Origin of the sequence: Streptomyces stoeckheimensis (genome assembly GCF_045822005.1) — a bacterium.
Taxonomy (GTDB): domain Bacteria; phylum Actinomycetota; class Actinomycetes; order Streptomycetales; family Streptomycetaceae; genus Streptomyces; species Streptomyces stoeckheimensis.
The window spans coordinates 7,541,229-7,560,459 of sequence record NZ_CP169550.1 but is presented as its reverse complement, the minus strand read 5'-3'; the positions used below and the strand labels follow the sequence as shown (position 1 = coordinate 7,560,459).

Sequence of the window (19,231 nt, the reverse complement as noted above, 5' to 3'; positions counted from 1 at the left end):
CGCGGGCAGGTCATGGATAGGCTGGGGGCGACCGACGCAAGGAGGACAAGGGACGATGGCAGGCAACACAGAGCCGCTTTCGCCGCGGGCCAAGCTGGCCGTGACGGCGGGCAAGGCCGCGGCGGCGGTGTCGCGGGCCGCGGGACGCGGAAGCGGATCGGTGATCGGTGGCAAGGTCGCACTCAAACTCGACCCCGATCTTCTCGGAGCGCTCGCGCAGCATCTCGACGTCGTCCTCGTCTCGGCGACGAACGGCAAGACCACGACGACCCGACTGATCGCCGAGGCCCTGCGGGCCAGCGGCCCGGTCGTCTCCAACGCGCTGGGCGCGAACATGCCCGCGGGCATCACCTCCGCCCTGGCGGGCGGTTCGGACGCCCGCTACGGCGTCATCGAGGTGGACGAGAAGTACCTGGCCGGTGTGGCCCGGGACGTCACCCCCAAGGTGATCGCCCTGCTGAACCTCTCCCGCGACCAGCTGGACCGCGCCGCCGAGACCCGCATGCTCGCGGAGAAGTGGCGCGAGGGCCTCTCGGGTTCCAAGGCGGTCGTCGTCGCGAACGCTGACGACCCGCTGATCGTGTGGGCCGCCTCCTCCTCGCAGAACGTGGTGTGGGTCGCGGCCGGCCAGGAGTGGAAGGACGACGCCTGGTCGTGCCCCTCCTGCGGTGGCGTCATGCAGCGCCCGGGCGACGACTGGTTCTGCGGCGAGTGCGGTTTCCGGCGTCCCACCCCGAGCTGGGTGCTCTCCGGTGACCACGTGCTCGACCCGCACGGCAGCGCCTGGCCGATCAGCCTCCAGCTCCCGGGCCGCGCCAACAAGGCGAACGCGGCCACCTCGGCCGCCGTGGCAGCCGTCTTCGGCGTTCCGCCGCAGGTGGCGCTGGAGCGGATGTACCAGGTGCAGGCCGTCGCCGGACGCTACGACGTGGTGAGCTTCCAGGGGCGCGAACTGCGACTGCTGCTCGCGAAGAACCCGGCCGGCTGGCTGGAGACGTTCTCCCTCATCGACCCGCCGCCGACCCCGGTGATCCTGTCGGTCAACGCGCGCGGTGCGGACGGTACCGACACCTCGTGGCTGTGGGACGTGGACTACCCGCGCCTGGCCGGCCACCCCATCTTCGTGATCGGCGACCGCAAGCTGGACCTCGCGGTCCGCCTGGAAGTCGCCGGCCTGGACTTCCGGGTGTGCGAGACCCTCGACGAGGCCGTGCAGCTGGCGCCGCCCGGACAGATCGAGCTGATCGCCAACTACACCGCCTTCCAGGACGTGCGCCGCCGCGTCGGCAACTAGTACCCATAAGGACAAGAGCATGAGCGACAACAGCCTGCGTCTGGTGTGGGTCTACCCCGACCTGCTCAGCACGTACGGAGACCAGGGCAACGCCCTGGTCGTCGAGCGCCGGGCCCGCCGGCGCGGCCTGGACGTGCAGCGCGTGGACGTGCGCAGCGACCAGCCGATCCCGACCTCGGGCGACATCTACCTGATCGGCGGCGGCGAGGACCGGCCGCAGCGGCTGGCCGCGGAGCGCCTGCTGCGCGACGGCGGTCTGGAGCGCGCCGTCTCGAACGGGGCGATCGTCTTCTCCGTCTGCGCCGGGTACCAGATCCTGGGGCAGGAGTTCGTCAACGACGTCGGCCAGCGCCAGGAGGGCCTCGGCCTGCTGGACGTGGTGACCGTGCGCGGCGAGGGCGAGCGGTGCGTCGGCGACGTGCTGGGCGACATCGACCCGCGGCTCGGACTGCCGCAGCTGACCGGCTTCGAGAACCACCAGGGCGTCACGCACCTCGGCCCGACGGCCAAGCCCTTCGCGCGGGTCACCATGGGCCGGGGCAACGGCACCGGTGACGGCACCGAAGGCGCGTACAACGACACTGTGTTCGGCACGTACATGCACGGTCCCGTGCTGGCGCGCAACCCGCAGATCGCGGACCTGCTGCTGAAGCTGGCCCTCGACGTGAACGCGCTGCCGCCCATCGACGACCGCTGGTACGAGGCGCTGCGCGCCGAGCGGATCGCGGCTGCCACGCAGCCCGCGTAGCGGCCCCCTCGCGGCACCTGCTGTTCGGCCCGGATTCCCCTGGGGGGATCCGGGCCGACGTGCGTTCGTACGACTTATCTGACCAGCATGTGGAGGATGGTTCAGTCCACCCTCGATCCGCTTGTAGGGTGCTGGGTAGTTCCAACCGGACGACGTGGTCCGGTCGTCGGCCCACGTTGCAAAGGTCCTCCTGCCATGCGCATTGGTGTGCTCACTTCCGGAGGCGACTGCCCCGGGCTCAATGCCGTCATCCGCTCCGTCGTGCACCGCGCCGTCGTCGACCACGGGGACGAGGTCATCGGTTTCCACGACGGCTGGCGCGGCCTGCTGGAGTGCGACTACCGCAAGCTCGACCTGGACGCCGTGAGCGGCATCCTGGCCCGTGGCGGAACGATTCTGGGATCCTCCCGGGTCCAGCCCGCCCATCTGCGCGACGGCGTGGAGCGGGCCCGCGGCCACGTCGCCGATCTCGGCCTGGACGCCATCATCCCGATCGGCGGCGAGGGCACCCTGAAGGCCGCGAACCTGCTCTCGCAGGGCGGTCTGCCCATCGTCGGCGTCCCGAAGACGATCGACAACGACATCGCCTCCACCGACGTCACCTTCGGCTTCGACACCGCCGTCGGCGTCGCCACCGAGGCCCTGGACCGGCTGAAGACCACCGCCGAGTCCCACCAGCGCGTCATGGTCGTGGAGGTCATGGGCCGCCACACCGGCTGGATCGCCCTGCACTCGGGCATGGCGGCCGGCGCGCACGCCATCGTCGTGCCGGAGCGCCCGTTCGACATCGAGGAGCTGACGGCGATCGTCGGCGAACGCTTCGAGCAGGGCAAGCGCTTCGCGATCGTCGTGGTGGCCGAGGGCGCCAAGCCCGCCGAGGGCAGCTCGATGGCCCTGGAGAGCGGCGGCACCGACATGTACGGCCACGAGCGGTTCGCCGGCATCGGCAACCGCCTCGCCGTCGAGCTGGAGGACCGTCTCGGCAAGGAGGCCCGTCCGGTCATCCTGGGCCACGTCCAGCGCGGCGGCACGCCCACCGCGTACGACCGCGTCCTCGCGACCCGCTTCGGCTGGCACGCGGTGGAGGCGGCCCACCGGGGCGAGTTCGGGATGCTCACGGCGCTGCGCGGCACGGACATCGTGATGGTGCCGCTGGACGAGGCGGTCCAGACCCTGAAGACGGTCCCGGCCGAGCGGTACGCCGAGGCCCAGAACGTTCTGTGATCTTTCCCCTCCTTCACGCATCACTCCCTTAATGGGCGCCCCCGGATGATTTCCCGTCCGGGGGCGGCATTACTGTGGTGGGGCACCACGGGTCAAGGAGTGAAGAGATTGAGTTACCTCGCGCACGACGGCATGGACATGCCCGGCATGGACATGGACCTGCCGCCCTTCACTCTCGGGCGCGGGCTGGAGTTCTCCTTCGACGCCTTCTTCCTGATCGGCTCGATCCTCGGCCTCGTGCTGTACGGGTGGGGCGTGGTACGGCTGCGCCGGCGCGGGGACGCCTGGCCGGTCGGCCGGACGGTCGCCTTCGCCATCGGCGTGCTGAGCGTGGCCCTGGTGATGTGCACCAAGCTGAACGACTACGGCATGGTCATGTTCAGCGTGCACATGGTCCAGCACATGGTGATCAGCATGCTCAGCCCGATCCTGCTGCTGCTGGGCGCGCCCGTGACGCTGGCGCTGCGCGCGCTGCCGCCGGCGGCCCGCGGCCACAAGGGGCCGCGCGAGCTGCTGCTGATGCTGCTGCACAGCCGGTACATGAAGGTGATCACCCATCCGGTGTTCACCATCCCCATGTTCATCGCCAGCCTCTACGGCCTGTACTTCACCCCGCTCTTCGACTTCCTGATGGGGTCGAAGACCGGTCACATCGCGATGATGGTGCACTTCCTCGCCGTCGGCCTCGTCTTCTTCTGGCCGATCATGGGCGTGGACCCGGGCCCGCACCGCCCCGGCTACGTGATGCGGATGCTGGAGCTGTTCGCCGGAATGCCCTTCCACGCCTTCTTCGGCATCGCGCTGATGATGGCCAGCGAGCCGATGATCAAGACGTACGCGAACCCGCCGGCCTCCCTGGGCATCGACCCCCTGCTCGACCAGCAGTGGGGCGGCGGTATCGCCTGGGCCTTCAGCGAGATCCCCTCGGTGCTGGTCCTGATCGCGCTGGTCTACCAGTGGTACCACTCGGAACAGCGGGCGGCGAAGCGCTCCGACCGGTCCGAGGACCGCAACGGGGACCAGGAGCTGGCGGCCTACAACTCGTATCTCGCCTCGCTCCAAGCGCGTGGCCAGTAGCGCGGGACCGCCTTCAGGCGCCACCATGGGGCATGACCGGATCCGTGAAGGCGATGGCAGTGATGACCTTCGCCTCTCTGGTGGCGATCGCCACGTATTCCGTGGCCCTGGGAAGCAACGGCTGGCTGTGGTTCGGCTGGGTCGTGCTGGGGCTGCTCACCGCGGGCATGGCGGCCTCGGGCGGTACCTGAGTAGGTACCTGATGGGTACCTGAGTAGCCGGGCCCTGCACCCCCTGACGAGCCGTCCGTAGGATGTCCATGACCACGGGACGTCGACGGGAGCCGCCTGGTGTTCTACCACTTGCTCAAGCACGTGATCCTGGGGCCGCTGCTGCGGCTCCTGTTCCGGCCCCGCATCGAAGGACTGGAGAACATTCCGGAGGACGGGGCCGCGATCATCGCGGGCAACCACCTCTCCTTCTCCGACCACTTCCTGATGCCCGCGATCCTCAAGCGGCGCATCACCTTCCTCGCCAAGGCCGAGTACTTCACCGGACCGGGGGTGAAGGGACGGCTCACGGCCGCCTTCTTCCGCAGTGCAGGCCAGATCCCGGTGGACCGCTCCGGGAAGGACGCCGGTCAGGCCGCGCTCCGCGAGGGGCTCGGGGTGCTGTCCAAGGGCGAGCTGCTCGGCATCTACCCGGAGGGCACCCGCTCGCACGACGGGCGGCTGTACAAGGGCAAGGTCGGTGTCGCCGCGATGGCGCTGGGCGCCGCGGTGCCCGTCGTCCCGTGCGCGATGGTCGGGACCTTCGAGATCCAGCCGCCCGGCCAGAAGATCCCCAAGATCCGCCGGGTCACGATCCGCTTCGGCCGGCCGCTGGACTTCTCCCGGTACGAGGGGATGGAGGGCGAGCGGGCCGTGCTGCGGGCCATCACCGACGAGATCATGTACGAGGTCCTCGCCCTGTCCGGCCAGGAGTACGTGGACCGGTACGCCGCCGAGGTCAAGGCGGAGGAGGAGGAAGCACGGAAGAAGGCCCGGCGCTGGACGCGCTGAGCCTTCTCCCGTGCGGTGCTGTGCGGTGTCGTGCTGTGCGGGCGCTGCCCGCACGGTCCGGCTAGCGGATGGCCGGGAGCTCCTCGATCGCCTGCTTGTCGGCGGCAGGGGCCGGGGCGACGAGCTTGGCGGCGACGGGGGCCGGGGCCACCGGGGTGGCGTGCGGACCGCACGTCACGTTCTGGGCGTCGACCTGGCCGGTGAGCAGGTAGGTGTCGACCCGGGTGTTGATGCAGGGGTTCACCAGGTTGGTGACACCGTGCGAGCCGGCGTCCTTCTCGGTGATCAGACGCGAGCCGGCGAGCCGCTTGTGCAGGGAGACCCCGCCCTTGTACGGCGTGGCGGCGTCCCGCTCGGATTGGACGACCAGCACCGGCGGCAGGCCGCGGTGGGCGCCGACCCCGACCTCGATCGCGTTGTACTGCTTGGACTTCCAGGTCGCGCAGGGCAGGTTCATCCACGCGTTGGCCCAGGTCATGAAGGGGTACTGGGCGTGCAGCTTGGTGTTGTCCCGGTCCCACTTGGACCAGCTGGTGGGCCACTTCGCGTCGGCGCACTCCACGGCGGTGTAGACCGCGTTGCCGTTCTCCGCCGAGGCGTTGCCCTGGACGTCGCTCATGTCGGGGGCGATGGCGTCGATCAGCGCCTGCTCGTCGCCCGCCTCGTACGCGGCCCAGGTCTGGGCGACGGGCACCCAGGAGGAGTCGTAGTACGGGGCGCTCTGGAAGAAGCCGATGAGCTCCGCCGGGCCGACGATCCCGCCGAGCGGGTTGGCCTTGGCCTTGGCGCGCAGCGCCAGCCACTTGGCCTCGACCGCGGCGCGGGTGGTGCCCAGGTGGAAGGAGGCGTCGTTCTTGGCGACCCAGTCCTGCCAGTCGTTCCAGCGCATCTGGAAGGCGACGTCCTGGCCGAGGTTGGCCTCGTACCAGATGTTGTCGCGGGACGGGTCCACCACGCTGTCGACGATCATGCGGCGCACGTGCGTCGGGAACAGGGTCGCGTAGACCCCGCCGATGTAGGTGCCGTAGGAGACGCCGATGAAGTTCAGCTTCTTCTCGCCGAGGGCGGCGCGGATGACGTCCAGGTCACGCGCGATGTTCGGCGTGGTCATGAACGGCAGCATCTCGCCGCTGCGCTCCTTGCAGCCGTCCGCGTACTCCTCGGCGAGCTTGCGCTGGGCGTTCTTGTCGGCCTTGCTGTCCGGCACCGGGTCGGCCTTGGGCGCCTTGACGTACTCCTGTGGGTCGATGCAGGAGATCGGCGCGGAGTGGCCGACGCCGCGCGGGTCGAAGCCCACGAAGTCGTACGCCTTCGCGGTGTTGACCCACAGCGGGCTGTTGGTGGTGATGCGGCGGGGGAAGCGCATGCCGGAGGCGCCCGGGCCGCCCGGGTTGTAGAGGAGCGCGCCCTGGCGCTCGTCCTTGGTGCCGGTGCTGACCGCACGGTCGACCGCGATGTCGATCGTCTTGCCGAAGGGCTTGCTGTAGTCGAGCGGGACCTTCACATAGCCGCACTGGATGGGCGCCGCGAAGCCCCAGTCGGGCGGACAGTCCTTCCAGTCGATCCCGGCGCGTGCCGCGCGGGCGGCGGCGATCTGGGTGCCGAAGGCCTCGGCGACCCCGTTGTCGCGGCCGGACGGGCCGGACGGGAAGGCCTGGGTGGCCGACGCGGACGGGGCGAGCAGCAGGCCCGCCGCCAGCGTGCCGGTGATCAGAGTGGCGGCGCTCCCCAGCGCCGCGTTGCGTATCACGTGGTTGTTCCCCCTGCGTCATCTGCCGCCGTGGGCGGCGTGGTTCGTGCCGGTCTGGATGTGCGTCGGCATGTGCAGGGGATACTTCCGCCTGACCGGGAGCGGGCGACAGAGCGCGGGGCCGTTCTTTGCCAACCCGATATCCGGAAATGCGTGTACCGCTGAGCGGTGTCGGGTTCGTCCCGGGTTCGGAGGCCTTCGGCGGCGGGAGGGCCCGCGGCCTCCCCCGGGTTCACCAACCGTAGGCCGCGCAGGCGGAGTCGAGCAGCTCCCGGAGCCGCAGGGCATCCGGGGCCAGGGCCGTGACCAGGACGGCGGGTCCCGCCAGCGGGGTGAGCGCCGCGAACTCCCCCAGCATCCCGGCCTGCGGCGGGGCCTTGGCGAACTCCGGGTCCACCACCAGCAGCTGGCCCAGCGCCCGGTGGCCCGCGAGTCCCGCCGGACCGTCCCAGCCGCCGGGCGCGCCGGGCCCGCAGGCCAGCTCCTGCTCCAGCAGCGGTTTCCCGTCCCGGGTCACGGTGAGCCGGGCGCGCAGCAGGCCCGGGGCCTCCCCGGTGCGGCCGAGCACCTGCTCCTCGCGCAGCAGGAGCCGGGCGGTGGGGGCCAGTTCGGCGCGGGTGCGGACCCGCAGGTCGCTGCCGCGCACCGAGACGAGGGGCTCCGGGAGCCAGCGCACCGCCGCCCCGTCCCCGAGCCGGAGCCGTACGTCGTACCGCGCGGGTTCCCCGTGCCGGCCGGGCAGCGCCAGGGTGGCCGCCGCGGAGCGGAGCACCAGCCGGGCGCCCGGTCCGGCGGTGGCCTCGACCCTGAGGTGGTCGCCGCCCAGGGGGGCGCTCATGGCGCCGACCAGCATGACGCCGGCCTCGCCCGGCCCGCCCCGGGTGCGGCGCAGGGCGAGCGGCCCCTCCCCGGCCAGCAGCGGCAGGGCGGTGGAGCCCCGCCCGTCGGCGACGGCGCCGATCCGGGCGGTGGCGCGGAGGCCGGCCGGAGCGGGGGCCGGGGGGCGGGCGGGGGCCCCGCCGGTCGGCGTAGGGAGGCCCGCGGGGACGGCGGTGAGGCTCACCGGGCGGTCCAGGCGGCGATCCGCTCCCGCACCCAGGCGGCCACCGGGCCCACTCCCTCCTCGCCGCGCAAGGACTGGAAGGCCACGGGCAGTTCGCCGCGCTGCTCGGCGGCGTCGCGGGCCATCCGGCCGAGGTCGGAGCCGACGTGGGGGGCGAGGTCGGTCTTGTTGACGACGAGCAGGTCGGCGGTGGTGACGCCGGGCCCGCCCTTGCGCGGGATGTCGTCGCCGCCGGCCACGTCGATGACGAAGATCTGGGCGTCGACGAGGCCCCGGGAGAAGGTGGCGGTGAGGTTGTCCCCGCCGGACTCGACGAGGATCAGGTCGAGCCGTCCGAGCCCGTGGAAGGCCTCCTCCAGTTCCTCCACGGCCTCCAGGTTGGCGGAGATGTCGTCGCGGATGGCGGTGTGCGGGCACGCGCCGGTCTCCACGGCGCTGATCCGCTCGGGCGGCAGGACGGCTTCGCGGAGCAGGAACTCCGCGTCCTCGCGGGTGTAGATGTCGTTGGTGACCACGGCCATGGACAGTTCCGCGCGCAGGGCCCGGCAGAGGGCGGCGACGGTGGCGGTCTTGCCGGAGCCGACGGGCCCGCCGAGGCCGATGCGCAGGGCCCGGCGGGTCCCGTCGGCCCGCAGCGGATCGGCGCTGTGGGTATGGCGGTGCGGGAAGGTCACAGCGTGATCGAGGTGCATGGGGGGCTCCTTGAGCTGAGGCATGGGGATGTGGGGGTGGGGCGGCGCGGGGTGCCGAAGGGATCAGGAGGCGAAGAGCCGTACCGGCCAGTCGGCATGGGCTTGTGCCGCGATGTCCAGCAGCGGCGAGGAGGCCGCGGGCAGGGTGTGCGTTCCGTCGGTGCGGGCCCGCAGCGCGGCCCGCTCCGCCTGTCGGGACACGGAGTCCAGTTCGGGGGCGAGCCCGGCCAGGACCCGGCTCGCCTCGAAGGGGTCCAGGCCGAGCAGCCGTACGGTGGCGGTGGCCGGCCCGCTCACGCTCTCGTACGCCGCCACGTGCGCGGCGCCCGGCGCCCCGAGCCCCGCCGACCGGGCGGTGACGCCGAGCACCACGGGCTGGTGCGCCCCGCGCGGGAACGCGGCGGCCAGCGCGTCCAGTTCCGCGCCGGGCCAGGTGGCGCGGGCGGCCCGCATCAGCTGGCGTCCGAGCCGCCGCCCGGCGGCGCGCAGCGCGGGTGACGGGGTCCGTGCGTCGGCGGCTTCGTCGAGGGCGGCCGGGTCGATTCCGAGGGCGGCCGCCGCGGCGAGTCCGGCCGCGACGAGCCCGGCGGTGTGCAGCCGGCCCCGGCAGAACTCCGCCAGGGTGGCGGCGTCGTGGATCCGGCCGGCCTTGCAGGCGGCCTCGGCCCCGCCGGAGTGGGCGTGCCCTCCGGCGGGGAAGCGGCCGTCGGCGAGGACGAGCAGAGTGGCGAGGCTCATCGGAAGGCCCCTGCTCTCAGAAGAGGAAATAGCGTTGGGCCATGGGGAGCACCGTCGCCGGGGCCGGTTCCACCACCTCGCCGTCGATGGTGACGGTGAAGGTGTCGGCGTCGACTTCCACCCTCGGCATGGCGTCGTTGTTGCGCATGTCCGCCTTGGTGACCTTGCGGGTGCTCTCGATGGCGACGAACTCCTTGCCGAGGCCGAGCCGTTCGGGCAGTCCGTCGTCGAGGGCCGCCTGGGCGGTGAAGTTCACCGAGTTGAGCCCGGGGGCCCGCCCGTACGCGCCGAACATCGGGCGCGGCAGGACCGGCTGCGGGGTCGGGATGGAGGCGTTGGCATCGCCCATCTGCGCGTAGGCGATCTGGCCCCCCTTGATGACCAGTTCGGGCTTGACCCCGAAGAAGGCGGGCTTCCACAGCACCAGGTCGGCGAGTTTGCCGGTCTCGACGGAGCCGATCTCGCGGGCCAGGCCCTGGGCGACGGCGGGGTTGATCGTGTACTTGGCGACGTAGCGCCGGGCGCGGTGGTTGTCGGCGGGTCCGTCGCCGGGAAGGAAGCCGCGCCGCTTCTTCATCACGTGGGCGGTCTGCCAGGTGCGCAGGATCACTTCGCCGACGCGGCCCATGGCCTGGGCGTCGGAGGAGATGATCGAGATGGCTCCGAGGTCGTGCAGGACGTCCTCGGCGGCGATGGTGGAGGGCCGGATCCGGGACTCGGCGAAGGCCAGGTCCTCGGGGACGGCGGGGTTGAGGTGGTGGCAGACCATCAGCATGTCGAGGTGTTCCTCGACGGTGTTGACGGTGTGCGGCCGGGTCGGATTGGTGGAGCTGGGCAGGATGTTCGGCTCGGAGACCACGGTGATGATGTCGGGGGCGTGCCCGCCGCCCGCGCCTTCGGTGTGGTACGAGTGGATGGTCCGTCCGCCGATGGCCGCGAGGGTGTCGGCGACGAACCCGGCCTCGTTGAGGGTGTCGGTGTGGATGGCGGCCTGGGCGCCGGTCTCCTCGCAGACGGTGAGGCAGGCGTCGATGACGGCGGGGGTGGATCCCCAGTCCTCGTGGAGCTTGAAGCCGAGTGCTCCGCCGCGCAGCTGGGAGTACATGCCCTCGCGGGACATGGTGTTGCCCTTGCCGAGCAGGCCGATGTTGACGGGGTGGGCCTCCAGCGCGGCGAACATCCGGGCCAGGTGCCAGGGCCCGGGGGTGACGGTGGTGGCCTTGGTGCCCTCCGCGGGGCCGGTGCCGCCGCCGACGAGGGTGGTGACGCCGGAGGCGAGGGCCTCCTCGATCACGGTCGGGGAGATGAAGTGCACGTGGGCGTCGACGGCGCCGGCGGTGAGGATCTTCCCGTTGCCGGCGATGATCTCGGTCTCGGGGCCGATCACGAGGGCGCGGTCGACGCCGTCCATGGTGTCGGGGTTACCCGCCTTGCCGATGCCGCAGATCCGGCCGTCGCGGATGCCCACGTCGGCCTTGACGATGCCCCAGTGGTCGAGGATCACCACTCCGGTGATGACGGTGTCGGCGGCTCCTTCGGCGCGGGTGGTGCGGGCCTGGCCCATGGATTCGCGGATGACCTTGCCGCCGCCGAAGACGGCCTCGTCGCCGGCCCGGCCGGGGCCGCCGCCGAGGTCCTGCTCGATCTCGACGAAGAGGTCGGTGTCGGCGAGGCGGATGCGGTCGCCGGTGGTGGGCCCGAAGAGGTCGGCGTAGACCTGGCGCGATATCTCAGCCATCGAGCGGCCCTCCGGTCTCCCCGCGGAGTCCGGGCACGGTGCGCAGCCCGGCCAGCGGTACGAGGGCCACGGCGACCGGGATGCCCGGTTCGAAGCGGACCGCGGTGCCGGCGGCGATGTCGAGGCGCAGTCCCCGGGCGGCCGCGCGGTCGAAGTCGAGGCCGGGGTTGGCCTCGGCGAAGTGGTAGTGCGAGCCGACCTGGACGGGCCGGTCGGCGGCGTTGAGCACGGTGAGGCGGGTGACGGGCCGGCCTTCGTTGAGGCGCACCGGGCCGTCCCCGTAGGCGATTTCGCCGGGGATCATGCGGGTACTCGCTCTCAGACGATGGGGTCGTGGACGGTGACGAGCTTGGTGCCGTCCGGGAAGGTCGCCTCGACCTGGACGTCGTGGATCATCTCGGGTATCCCCTCCATGACCTCCTCGCGGGAGAGCACGGTCCGTCCGGAGGCCATCAGCTCGGCCACCGTCCGCCCGTCGCGGGCCCCTTCGAGGATGTGTGCGGTGATCAGGGCTACCACCTCGGGATGGTTGAGGAGCACGCCCCGCGCCTTGCGTCTCTCGGCCACGTCCGCGGCCACGTGGATGAGCAGTCTCTCCTGCTCGTGGGGGGTCAGCTGCACAGCAATCACCAAGCTTCCGGGACATGATCAACATCGCGCCGAGCCGACCCTATGGGCCGTCAACACTTTGTTGACCTGCGCATATCCGAGCCAAGCGTGTCTTGCCCAACACAGGGAAAGGCTTTCCGTCCCGCCCACCGCCGCTTTGCCGGCGCATGGGTGACCATTGGCGGAAGGAACGTGGCCGTCACGCTAGGGGCCGCGTTTTTCCGCTGAGTTAACCCACGTTTCGAGCAGGTACCCGGTTCAACTCCGGGCATCGCACAGCCCGGTTCCGTATACGGAGCCGCCCACGAGGAGCAGCATGTTCGCCAACCCCGTCCACCACATCACCTTCGACGCACAGGAGCCCTACGCGCTGGCGCAGTTCTGGTCCGAGGTCACCGGCTGGCCCATTCACCCGGACGACCTGGCAGACGACCCCGAGATCTCGCTCGTGCCGGGGCAGGCCGGGGTGCCCGGACTGCTGTTCATCCAGGTGCCCGAGGGCAAGTCCGTGAAGAACCGGGTCCACTTGGACATCCAGCCGACCACCGGCACCCGCGACGAGAACGTGGAGCGGCTGCTCGGGCTCGGCGCGAAGATCCAGGGCGACCACCGCCGGGAGGACGGCACCGGCTGGGTCACGCTGACCGACCCGGAGGGCAACGAACTGTGCATAGAGCGCAGCGCCGCGGAGCGCGCCGGGTCCTGATGCCGTGACGCCCGGCCGGTCGGCGGCCGGTCAGCAGCCGGTCGCGGTCCTCGCCGGCGTGCCGGCGGCCGTCCAGGGCAGGGCGATCCACACGGTCTTGCCGCCGTCCTCGGTCGGGCTGACTGAGAGCCGGCCGCCCGCCTCCGCGGCGAGCCAGCGGATGATGACCATCCCCCGGCCGTTGTCCTGCTGGACGGCGGCCGGGAGCCGCTTGGGCCAGCGCGGGTGGCTGTCGGTGACCCCGATGCGGAGCCACTCCTCGCGCTCCAGGCGGATGTGCACGGTGAAGGTCGGCGACTGGCCGAAGGTGTGCAGTACGGAGTTGGTGGCCAGTTCCGAGACGATGAGCCGGATGCTGTCTGCGGCTTCGGTCCCCTCGGACAGTCCCCACTCGCTCAGCACCTCCGCGACGTAGCGGCGGGCGGCCGCGACCGAGGCGGGATCGCTCGGCAGAGTGACGGATGCTTCCTGGTGATCTGCCATGGCGACGGTCCCTTTCCCACCGGGGCGAAGCCGCCCCGGATCTGTGCTGGACGCCAGAGTGCCACCCATCGTCCCGTCGTTTCCGCCGATCCCTCAAGATATGCATATATCTGTCGCTCAATGCGGTGAACTCTGCTACGGAAGAGCGTATTTGGACGGCAGACTGGTGCGACCTGTGCCGGTGGAAGGAGGCGGATGTGCAGCACGGTCCCGCGGTGCGCCGGCGCAAGCTCGGCGAGGAACTGCGTGCCCTTCGCGACCGGTCCGGACTCACCAGCGGTGAGGCGGCCCGGCTCGCGGGATGGCACCAGTCGAAGATCAGCCGCATCGAGACGGGGCGCAGCGGCGTCAAGGTGGAGGACATCCGGCTGCTGCTCGACGTCTACGGAGAAGACGTCGTGAGCGCACAGCAGCGCGCCCTGCTGGAAGCCCTGTCGGCCTCGGCGGCGGGGCCGGCCCCGGACGAGGACACCGGGCGCGGGCGCCAGTGGTGGCACGACTACCGGGGACTGCTGCCGCAGGAGTACCGGGACTTCATCAGCCTGGAGGCGGGCGCCCGGTCGGCCCGCACCGTCGAGCTGTCGGTCGTGCCCGGACTGCTGCAGACCCCGGAGTACGCGCGGGCCGTGACCCGGGCCGCGCTGGGCGGGCTGCCGGAGCCGAAGGTGGAGGCGCTGGTCGACGTACGGCTGGCGCGTCAGTCCGTGCTGCGGGCGGATCCGCCGCTGGAGCTGAGCGCCGTCCTGGACGAGGCGGTGCTGCGGCGCGCGATCGGCGGGGCGGGGGTGATGGAGGAACAGCTGAGGCACCTGGTGGAGGTGGCGCGTTTGCCCCAAGTGCGGCTTCAGGTACTGCCGTTCAGCGTGGGGGGACATCTCGGCCTGACCGGACCGTTCGTCATCTTCTCATTTCCGAACATCGCCGATCTGGATGTGGTGGTACTCGACCATTTGACGAGTAGCCTCTATCTGGAGCGGAAGGAAGACCTTGAGGCGTACAGCGCCGCGTTCCGCACCATCCAGGCGCACGCCCTCCCGCCCCGCGATTCGTCGGATCTCATCAGCGCCCTCGCTGACGACGCGTAAGGAGGCACCTCCGTGTCCGCAACCCCCTTATACACAAGCGGACTTCTGAACAGCGCGCGGTGGCGGCGAAGCAGCCGCAGCACCGGAATGAACAACTGCGTGGAAACGGCCGTCCTCGGCGGCGGCCTGCTCGCCGTCCGCGACTCCAAGCGGGCGGACGGCCCGGCCGTGCTCTTCACCGGGCCGGCCTGGCACGGCTTCCTCGTCTCCGTCCGCGCGGATCTCGGGACGTAGGAACGCAGGAGCGCAGGAGCGCAGGAGCGCAGGAGCGCTCGTAACGGCTCCGCTCAGCGGTCCGTGGCTCCGGCCGGAGCGGTCCCCAGGATCGTCTCCACCGCACGGCTGATCTCGTCCCCCGTGAGATCCGCCCGCGCGGTCAGTCGCAGCCGGGAGATGCCGTCCGGCACGGACGGCGGCCGGAAGCACCCCACGGACAGACCTGCCTCGCGGCAGTCGGCGGCCCAGCGCAGTGCCGCCGAAGCCGACGGGGCCCGTACCGACACCACGGCCGCGTCCGGCCTGGCCGCGGTCAGGCCGGACGCGGTGAGCCGCCCGTACAGTTCGGCGGCCACCGCGCGGGCCCGGTCCGCGCGCTCCGGTTCCCGCTGGAGCAGGCGCAGGGCCGCCAGTGCGGCGCCCGTCGCGGCCGGGGCCAGTCCGGTGTCGAAGATGAAGGTCCGCGCCGTGTTGACCAGGTGCCGGATCACCTTGGCCGGGCCGAGCACCGCACCGCCCTGGCTGCCCAGGGACTTCGAGAGGGTCAGCGTCGCGACCACCCCGGGAGCCCCCGCGAGCCCGGCGGCGTGCAGCGCCCCGCGGCCCCCCTCGCCCAGGACCCCGAGGCCGTGCGCATCGTCCACGAGCAGGGCCGCACCCTCCGCCCGGCAGGCCTCGGCGTGCGCCGCCAGCGGGGCGGCGTCCCCGTCGACCGAGAACACCGAGTCGGTGACCAGCAGCGCCCGACCCTGGTGGGCGGCGAGCGTCTTGCGGGCGGCCTCCGGGTCGCAGTGCGGGACGACGGCGGTATCGGCGCGGGACAGGCGGCAGCCGTCCACGATCGACGCGTGGTTGCCCGCGTCCGAGGCCACCAGGGTGCCCCGGTCGCTGAGCGCGGTGACGGCGGCCAGGTTGGCCGCGTACCCGGAGGAGAGGACCAGCGCCGCCTCGAACCCGCAGAAGGCGGCGAGCTCCCGCTCCAGCTCGGCGTGCAGTTCGGTGGTGCCGGTGACGAGGCGCGATCCGGTGGCTCCCGCGCCCCAGCGCTCGGCGGCCTCGCGCGCGCCCCGTACGGTCTCCGGGTGCCGGGACAGCCCGAGGTAGTCGTTGCTCGCGAGATCGAGGAGCGGGGAGTGGGCCGGCCGCGGACGCAGCGTCCGGACGAGTCCGGCCTGCTCCCTGGCCCGCTCCGCGTCGTCGATCCAGGAGAAGACGTCCACGGGGGCGGGGGTGTGCTGGTGCGGCATCGACGGTCCTCGAGTTTTTGTCGGCAGTCCACAGACCTGACCGACCCTAACCGCCCGTGACCTGTGCGTCAGGTGTGGCGATACACACACTCACTTCCGGCCATGTTGTTCGATCTCTCCTTGGCCGGGAGTGCCCGTGTGGGACAGGATCGGCATCATGGACCTGCTGAACACCCTCGTGGACAAGGGGCTGCGGCGTGAGCTGCCGACCCGCGAAGAGGCACTCGCCGTGCTGGCGACCTCTGACGACGAACTGCTCGACGTGGTGGCTGCGGCCGGCAAGGTGCGCCGACAGTGGTTCGGACGCCGGGTCAAGCTGAACTACCTGGTCAACCTGAAGTCGGGGCTCTGCCCCGAGGACTGCTCGTACTGTTCCCAGCGGCTGGGATCGAAGGCCGAGATCCTCAAGTACACGTGGCTGAAGCCCGACGAGGCCTCCCAGGCCGCGGCCGCCGGCGTCGCCGGCGGGGCGAAGAGGGTGTGCCTGGTGGCGAGCGGGCGCGGTCCGACGGACCGCGACGTGGACCGTGTCGGCAAGACGATCGCGGCCATCAAGGAGCAGAACGAGGGCGTCGAGGTGTGCGCCTGCCTCGGTCTGCTCTCGGACGGCCAGGCCGAGCGCCTTAAGGACGCGGGTGCGGATGCCTACAACCACAACCTCAACACCTCCGAGGCCACGTACGGCCAGATCACCAAGACCCACACCTACGCGGACCGGGTCGACACGGTGCAGAAGGCGCACGCCGCCGGCCTGTCGGCCTGCTCGGGCCTGATCGCGGGCATGGGCGAGAGCGACGAGGACCTCGTCGACGTGGTCTACGCGCTGCGCGAGCTCGACAGCGACTCGGTGCCGGTCAACTTCCTGATCCCCTTCGAGGGAACCCCGCTGGCCCAGGAGTGGAACCTCACCCCGCAGCGCGCCCTGCGCATCCTCTCGATGGTCCGCTTCGTCTGCCCCGACGTCGAGGTCCGGATCGCGGGCGGCCGCGAGGTGCACCTGCGCACCCTGCAGCCGCTGGCGCTGCACGTGGCGAACTCGATCTTCCTGGGCGACTACCTGACCAGCGAGGGCCAGGCCGGACAGGCCGACCTCGACATGATCGCGGACGCCGGTTTCGAGGTGGAGGGCGCCGGTACGACGACCCTGCCCGCGCACCGCTCCGAGGTCGCGGCGGCCACCGGGGGCTGCGGCTCGCAGGGCTCCGGCGCCTCGGTCTGCGGCTCCTCCGCCACGGCGGACGAGGCCGGCTGCGGTTCGGCGTGCGGCGGCTGCTCGGGGCACGCCGGGCACGAGGCCCCCGTACCGGTCCAGGCGGAGGCGGGCGACGTCCGCTCCGACCTGGTGGCGGTACGCCGCCGAGGCGCGGGAACGGATCTCGCTCCCAATGCCTGATCAGGCGGGATCCCCGGAGACGGGCTCGCCCGACGCGCTGCCGGCCGCCGAACTGCTCGCGCTGGACCGGCAGCACGTCTGGCACCCGTACGGCCCGATGCCCGGGCGGCAGGAGCCGCTCGTCGTCGCCTCCGCCTCGGGGGTCCGCCTGCGGCTGGCCGAGCCGTCGCAGGGGCACGGCGAGCTGGTCGACGGCATGTCCTCCTGGTGGTCGGCGATCCACGGGTACAACCACCCGGCGCTGAACGAGGCGGTCACCGGCCAGCTCGGCCGGATGTCGCACGTGATGTTCGGCGGGCTCACCCACGAGCCCGCCGTCCGGCTGGCCGCGAAGCTCGTCGAGCTCACCCCGGCCGGCCTGGAGCACGTCTTCCTCGCCGACTCGGGCTCGGTCTCGGTCGAGGTCGCGGTGAAGATGTGCCTGCAGTACTGGCGTTCGGTGGGGCGCCCCGAGAAGAGCCGCCTGCTCACCTGGCGGGGCGGCTACCACGGGGACACCTGGCAGCCGATGGCCGTCTGCGATCCCGAGGGCGGCATGCACGAGCTGTGGTCGGGCATCCTCCCGCGCCAGCTCTTCGCGGACGCCCCGCCGAGCGGGTTCTCCGCTCCGGTGGACGAGTCCTACGTCGCCCACCTGCGCTCCCTGTTCGCCGCGCACCGGGACGAACTGGCGGCCGTGATCGTGGAGCCGGTGGTCCAGGGCGCGGGCGGCATGCGCTTCCACAACCCGGGCTACCTCCGGGTGCTGCGGGAGCTGTGCGACGAGTACGGCGTGCTGCTGATCCTCGACGAGATCGCCACGGGCTTCGGCCGCACGGGCGCGCTGTTCGCGGCCGACCACGCCGGGATCACCCCGGACGTGATGTGCCTGGGCAAGGCGCTGACCGGCGGTTACCTCACCCTCGCCGCCACGCTGTGCACGGAGCGGGTCGCGGACGGCATCTCGCAGGGCGAGGTCCCGGTCCTGGCACACGGGCCGACCTTCATGGGCAACCCGCTGGCCACCTCGGTGGCCCTGGCCTCCATCGACCTGCTGCTGGGTCAGGACTGGCAGGGCGAGGTCAAGCGCATCGAGGCGGGCCTGCTGGAGGGCCTGGCCCCGGCCGCGGACCTGCCGGGCGTCCGGGAGGTACGGGTCCTCGGCGCGATCGGCGTCATCCAGCTCGACCACCCGGTCGACATGGCCCGCGCCACGGCGGCGGCGGTCCGGGAGGGCGTCTGGCTGCGCCCGTTCCGGGACCTGATCTACACGATGCCGCCGTTCGTGACGGCCGACGCCGACGTGGCCCGCATCTGCCGGGCCGTGATGGCCGCCGCGAAGGAGGCCTGACATGACGGTACTGATGGTCTCGGGAACGGGAACCGAGATCGGCAAGACGGTCGTCACCTCGGCCGTCGCGGCCGCCGCGCTCGCGGCGGGCCTCTCGGTGGCCGTGCTGAAGCCGGCCCAGACGGGCGTCGGCCCGGACGAGCCCGGAGACGCGGCGGAGGTCGGCCGGCTGGCCGGCTCCGACGTCACCACGGCGGAACTGGCCCGCTATCCGGAGCCGCTGGCCCCGGACACGGCGGCCCGGCGCTCGGGCCTCCCGACGGTCTCCCCGGAGCGGATCGCCGAGGCGGCCCGCGAGCTCGCCCTCTCCCACGACCTGGTCCTGGTCGAGGGCGCGGGCGGCCTCCTGGTCCGCTTCGACGAGTCCGGCCACACCCTGGCGGACGCGGCCCGCCTGCTCGGCGCCCCGGTGCTGATCGTGGCTCCGGCGGGCCTCGGCACCCTCAACTCCACCGCCCTCACGGCGGAAGCCCTCCGGGCCCGCGGCCTGAACTCCCCGGGCGTGGTGATCGGCAGCTGGCCGGCCGAGCCCGACCTGGCGTCCCGCTGCAACCTGGCCGACCTGCCCTCGGTCTCCTCCCTCCCCCTCCTGGGCATGGTCCCGGCCGGCGCGGGCACCCTCCCCCCGACGGCCTTCCGCACCTCGGCGCCCGGCTGGCTCGCCGCCGCCCTCCACGGCACCTGGTCGGCGCCCGCCGGCTGAACCCGCCTCCGCGGGCGGGATCCGCGTGCGCAGCCGGACCGGGCGGCGAGGCCCCGTACGGGGTCCCGCCGCCCGGTCCGTGGGGCCGGACGGGGGAACGGGCCGGGCCGCTCGGCCTCCCCGCGGTGTCGTGG

21 protein-coding genes are annotated in these 19,231 nt (G+C 72.1%); 12 read left to right on the top strand and 9 right to left on the bottom strand.

The features are described from left to right. The first annotated feature begins 55 nt into the window (after window positions 1–55). From ACE1OC_RS34340 to ACE1OC_RS34315, 6 genes are all read left to right on the top strand, one after another. Window positions 56–1,294 carry a MurT ligase domain-containing protein gene (locus ACE1OC_RS34340; protein WP_266876101.1) on the top strand — a complete coding sequence of 413 codons (1,239 nt, stop codon included), beginning with the start codon at window positions 56–58 and terminating at the stop codon, window positions 1,292–1,294. 19 nt (window positions 1,295–1,313) lie between these two features. Then, entirely contained in the window at window positions 1,314–2,042 is a 729-nt protein-coding gene (locus tag ACE1OC_RS34335) for a type 1 glutamine amidotransferase (protein WP_250740166.1), read from the top strand. 195 nt (window positions 2,043–2,237) lie between these two features. Continuing rightward, window positions 2,238–3,266: a 6-phosphofructokinase gene (locus ACE1OC_RS34330; protein ID WP_407840241.1), complete on the top strand. Its 1,029-nt coding sequence runs from the start codon at window positions 2,238–2,240 to the stop codon at window positions 3,264–3,266. Window positions 3,267–3,398: 132 nt separating this feature from the next. Next, window positions 3,399–4,343, top strand: coding sequence for a cytochrome c oxidase assembly protein (locus tag ACE1OC_RS34325; RefSeq protein WP_407841771.1), 945 nt, complete (start codon window positions 3,399–3,401; stop codon window positions 4,341–4,343). Window positions 4,344–4,375: 32 nt separating this feature from the next. Further along, a complete protein-coding gene (locus ACE1OC_RS34320) occupies window positions 4,376–4,534 on the top strand; it encodes a hypothetical protein (protein ID WP_250740168.1) in 159 nt (52 codons plus the stop codon). A 99-nt stretch (window positions 4,535–4,633) separates the two neighbouring features. Further along, complete coding sequence (locus ACE1OC_RS34315) at window positions 4,634–5,344, top strand: lysophospholipid acyltransferase family protein (protein WP_250740169.1); 711 nt, start codon at window positions 4,634–4,636, stop codon at window positions 5,342–5,344. A gap of 61 nt (window positions 5,345–5,405) precedes the next feature. Here the strand turns inward: ACE1OC_RS34315 and ACE1OC_RS34310 are convergent, their stop codons facing one another. The 7 genes from ACE1OC_RS34310 to ACE1OC_RS34280 form a co-directional block, all read right to left on the bottom strand. Next, window positions 5,406–7,094, bottom strand: coding sequence for an alpha/beta hydrolase (locus ACE1OC_RS34310; protein ID WP_407840240.1), 1,689 nt, complete (start codon window positions 7,092–7,094; stop codon window positions 5,406–5,408). A 232-nt stretch (window positions 7,095–7,326) separates the two neighbouring features. Continuing rightward, entirely contained in the window at window positions 7,327–8,157 is an 831-nt protein-coding gene (locus ACE1OC_RS34305; RefSeq protein ID WP_407840239.1) for an urease accessory protein UreD, read from the bottom strand. Beyond that, window positions 8,154–8,849: an urease accessory protein UreG gene (ureG, locus tag ACE1OC_RS34300; RefSeq protein ID WP_407840238.1), complete on the bottom strand. Its 696-nt coding sequence runs from the start codon at window positions 8,847–8,849 to the stop codon at window positions 8,154–8,156. The genes ACE1OC_RS34305 and ureG overlap by 4 nt, the downstream gene beginning before the upstream one ends. Before the next feature lie 63 nt (window positions 8,850–8,912). Then, window positions 8,913–9,587 carry an urease accessory protein UreF gene (locus ACE1OC_RS34295; RefSeq protein WP_407840237.1) on the bottom strand — a complete coding sequence of 225 codons (675 nt, stop codon included), beginning with the start codon at window positions 9,585–9,587 and terminating at the stop codon, window positions 8,913–8,915. Window positions 9,588–9,603: 16 nt separating this feature from the next. Further along, window positions 9,604–11,325, bottom strand: coding sequence for an urease subunit alpha (locus ACE1OC_RS34290; RefSeq protein WP_407840236.1), 1,722 nt, complete (start codon window positions 11,323–11,325; stop codon window positions 9,604–9,606). Further along, the gene (locus ACE1OC_RS34285; RefSeq protein ID WP_407840235.1) at window positions 11,318–11,629 is read right to left on the bottom strand and encodes an urease subunit beta; all 312 of its coding nucleotides are present in this window, start codon (window positions 11,627–11,629) and stop codon (window positions 11,318–11,320) included. The genes ACE1OC_RS34290 and ACE1OC_RS34285 overlap by 8 nt, the downstream gene beginning before the upstream one ends. A 14-nt stretch (window positions 11,630–11,643) precedes the next feature. Beyond that, window positions 11,644–11,946, bottom strand: coding sequence for an urease subunit gamma (locus ACE1OC_RS34280; protein ID WP_407840234.1), 303 nt, complete (start codon window positions 11,944–11,946; stop codon window positions 11,644–11,646). Window positions 11,947–12,250: 304 nt separating this feature from the next. Between ACE1OC_RS34280 and ACE1OC_RS34275 the strand changes: the two genes are divergently transcribed. Further along, window positions 12,251–12,640 carry a VOC family protein gene (locus ACE1OC_RS34275; protein WP_407840233.1) on the top strand — a complete coding sequence of 130 codons (390 nt, stop codon included), beginning with the start codon at window positions 12,251–12,253 and terminating at the stop codon, window positions 12,638–12,640. Window positions 12,641–12,670: 30 nt separating this feature from the next. Here ACE1OC_RS34275 and ACE1OC_RS34270 read toward each other — a convergent pair whose 3' ends face one another. Further along, complete coding sequence (locus tag ACE1OC_RS34270) at window positions 12,671–13,123, bottom strand: ATP-binding protein (RefSeq protein ID WP_407840232.1); 453 nt, start codon at window positions 13,121–13,123, stop codon at window positions 12,671–12,673. A gap of 197 nt (window positions 13,124–13,320) precedes the next feature. Between ACE1OC_RS34270 and ACE1OC_RS34265 the strand changes: the two genes are divergently transcribed. After that, window positions 13,321–14,208: a helix-turn-helix domain-containing protein gene (locus ACE1OC_RS34265; RefSeq protein ID WP_250740178.1), complete on the top strand. Its 888-nt coding sequence runs from the start codon at window positions 13,321–13,323 to the stop codon at window positions 14,206–14,208. A gap of 12 nt (window positions 14,209–14,220) precedes the next feature. Next, window positions 14,221–14,442: a DUF397 domain-containing protein gene (locus tag ACE1OC_RS34260; protein ID WP_407840231.1), complete on the top strand. Its 222-nt coding sequence runs from the start codon at window positions 14,221–14,223 to the stop codon at window positions 14,440–14,442. Window positions 14,443–14,495: 53 nt separating this feature from the next. Here ACE1OC_RS34260 and ACE1OC_RS34255 read toward each other — a convergent pair whose 3' ends face one another. Next, window positions 14,496–15,671 (bottom strand): 8-amino-7-oxononanoate synthase, encoded by a 1,176-nt coding sequence (locus ACE1OC_RS34255; RefSeq protein ID WP_407840230.1) that lies wholly within the window; start codon window positions 15,669–15,671, stop codon window positions 14,496–14,498. Between the two features lie 157 nt (window positions 15,672–15,828). Here ACE1OC_RS34255 and bioB point away from each other — a divergent pair, with 157 nt between their 5' ends. From bioB to bioD, 3 genes are read left to right on the top strand one after another with little or no spacing between them, the layout of a single operon-like run. Beyond that, window positions 15,829–17,064: a biotin synthase BioB gene (gene bioB, locus ACE1OC_RS34250; protein WP_407840229.1), complete on the top strand. Its 1,236-nt coding sequence runs from the start codon at window positions 15,829–15,831 to the stop codon at window positions 17,062–17,064. Beyond that, window positions 17,057–18,394 (top strand): adenosylmethionine--8-amino-7-oxononanoate transaminase, encoded by a 1,338-nt coding sequence (locus ACE1OC_RS34245; RefSeq protein WP_407840228.1) that lies wholly within the window; start codon window positions 17,057–17,059, stop codon window positions 18,392–18,394. The genes bioB and ACE1OC_RS34245 overlap by 8 nt, the downstream gene beginning before the upstream one ends. 1 nt (window position 18,395) lies before the next feature. Continuing rightward, complete coding sequence (gene bioD / locus ACE1OC_RS34240) at window positions 18,396–19,097, top strand: dethiobiotin synthase (RefSeq protein ID WP_407840227.1); 702 nt, start codon at window positions 18,396–18,398, stop codon at window positions 19,095–19,097. The last annotated feature ends 134 nt before the right edge of the window (window positions 19,098–19,231 follow it).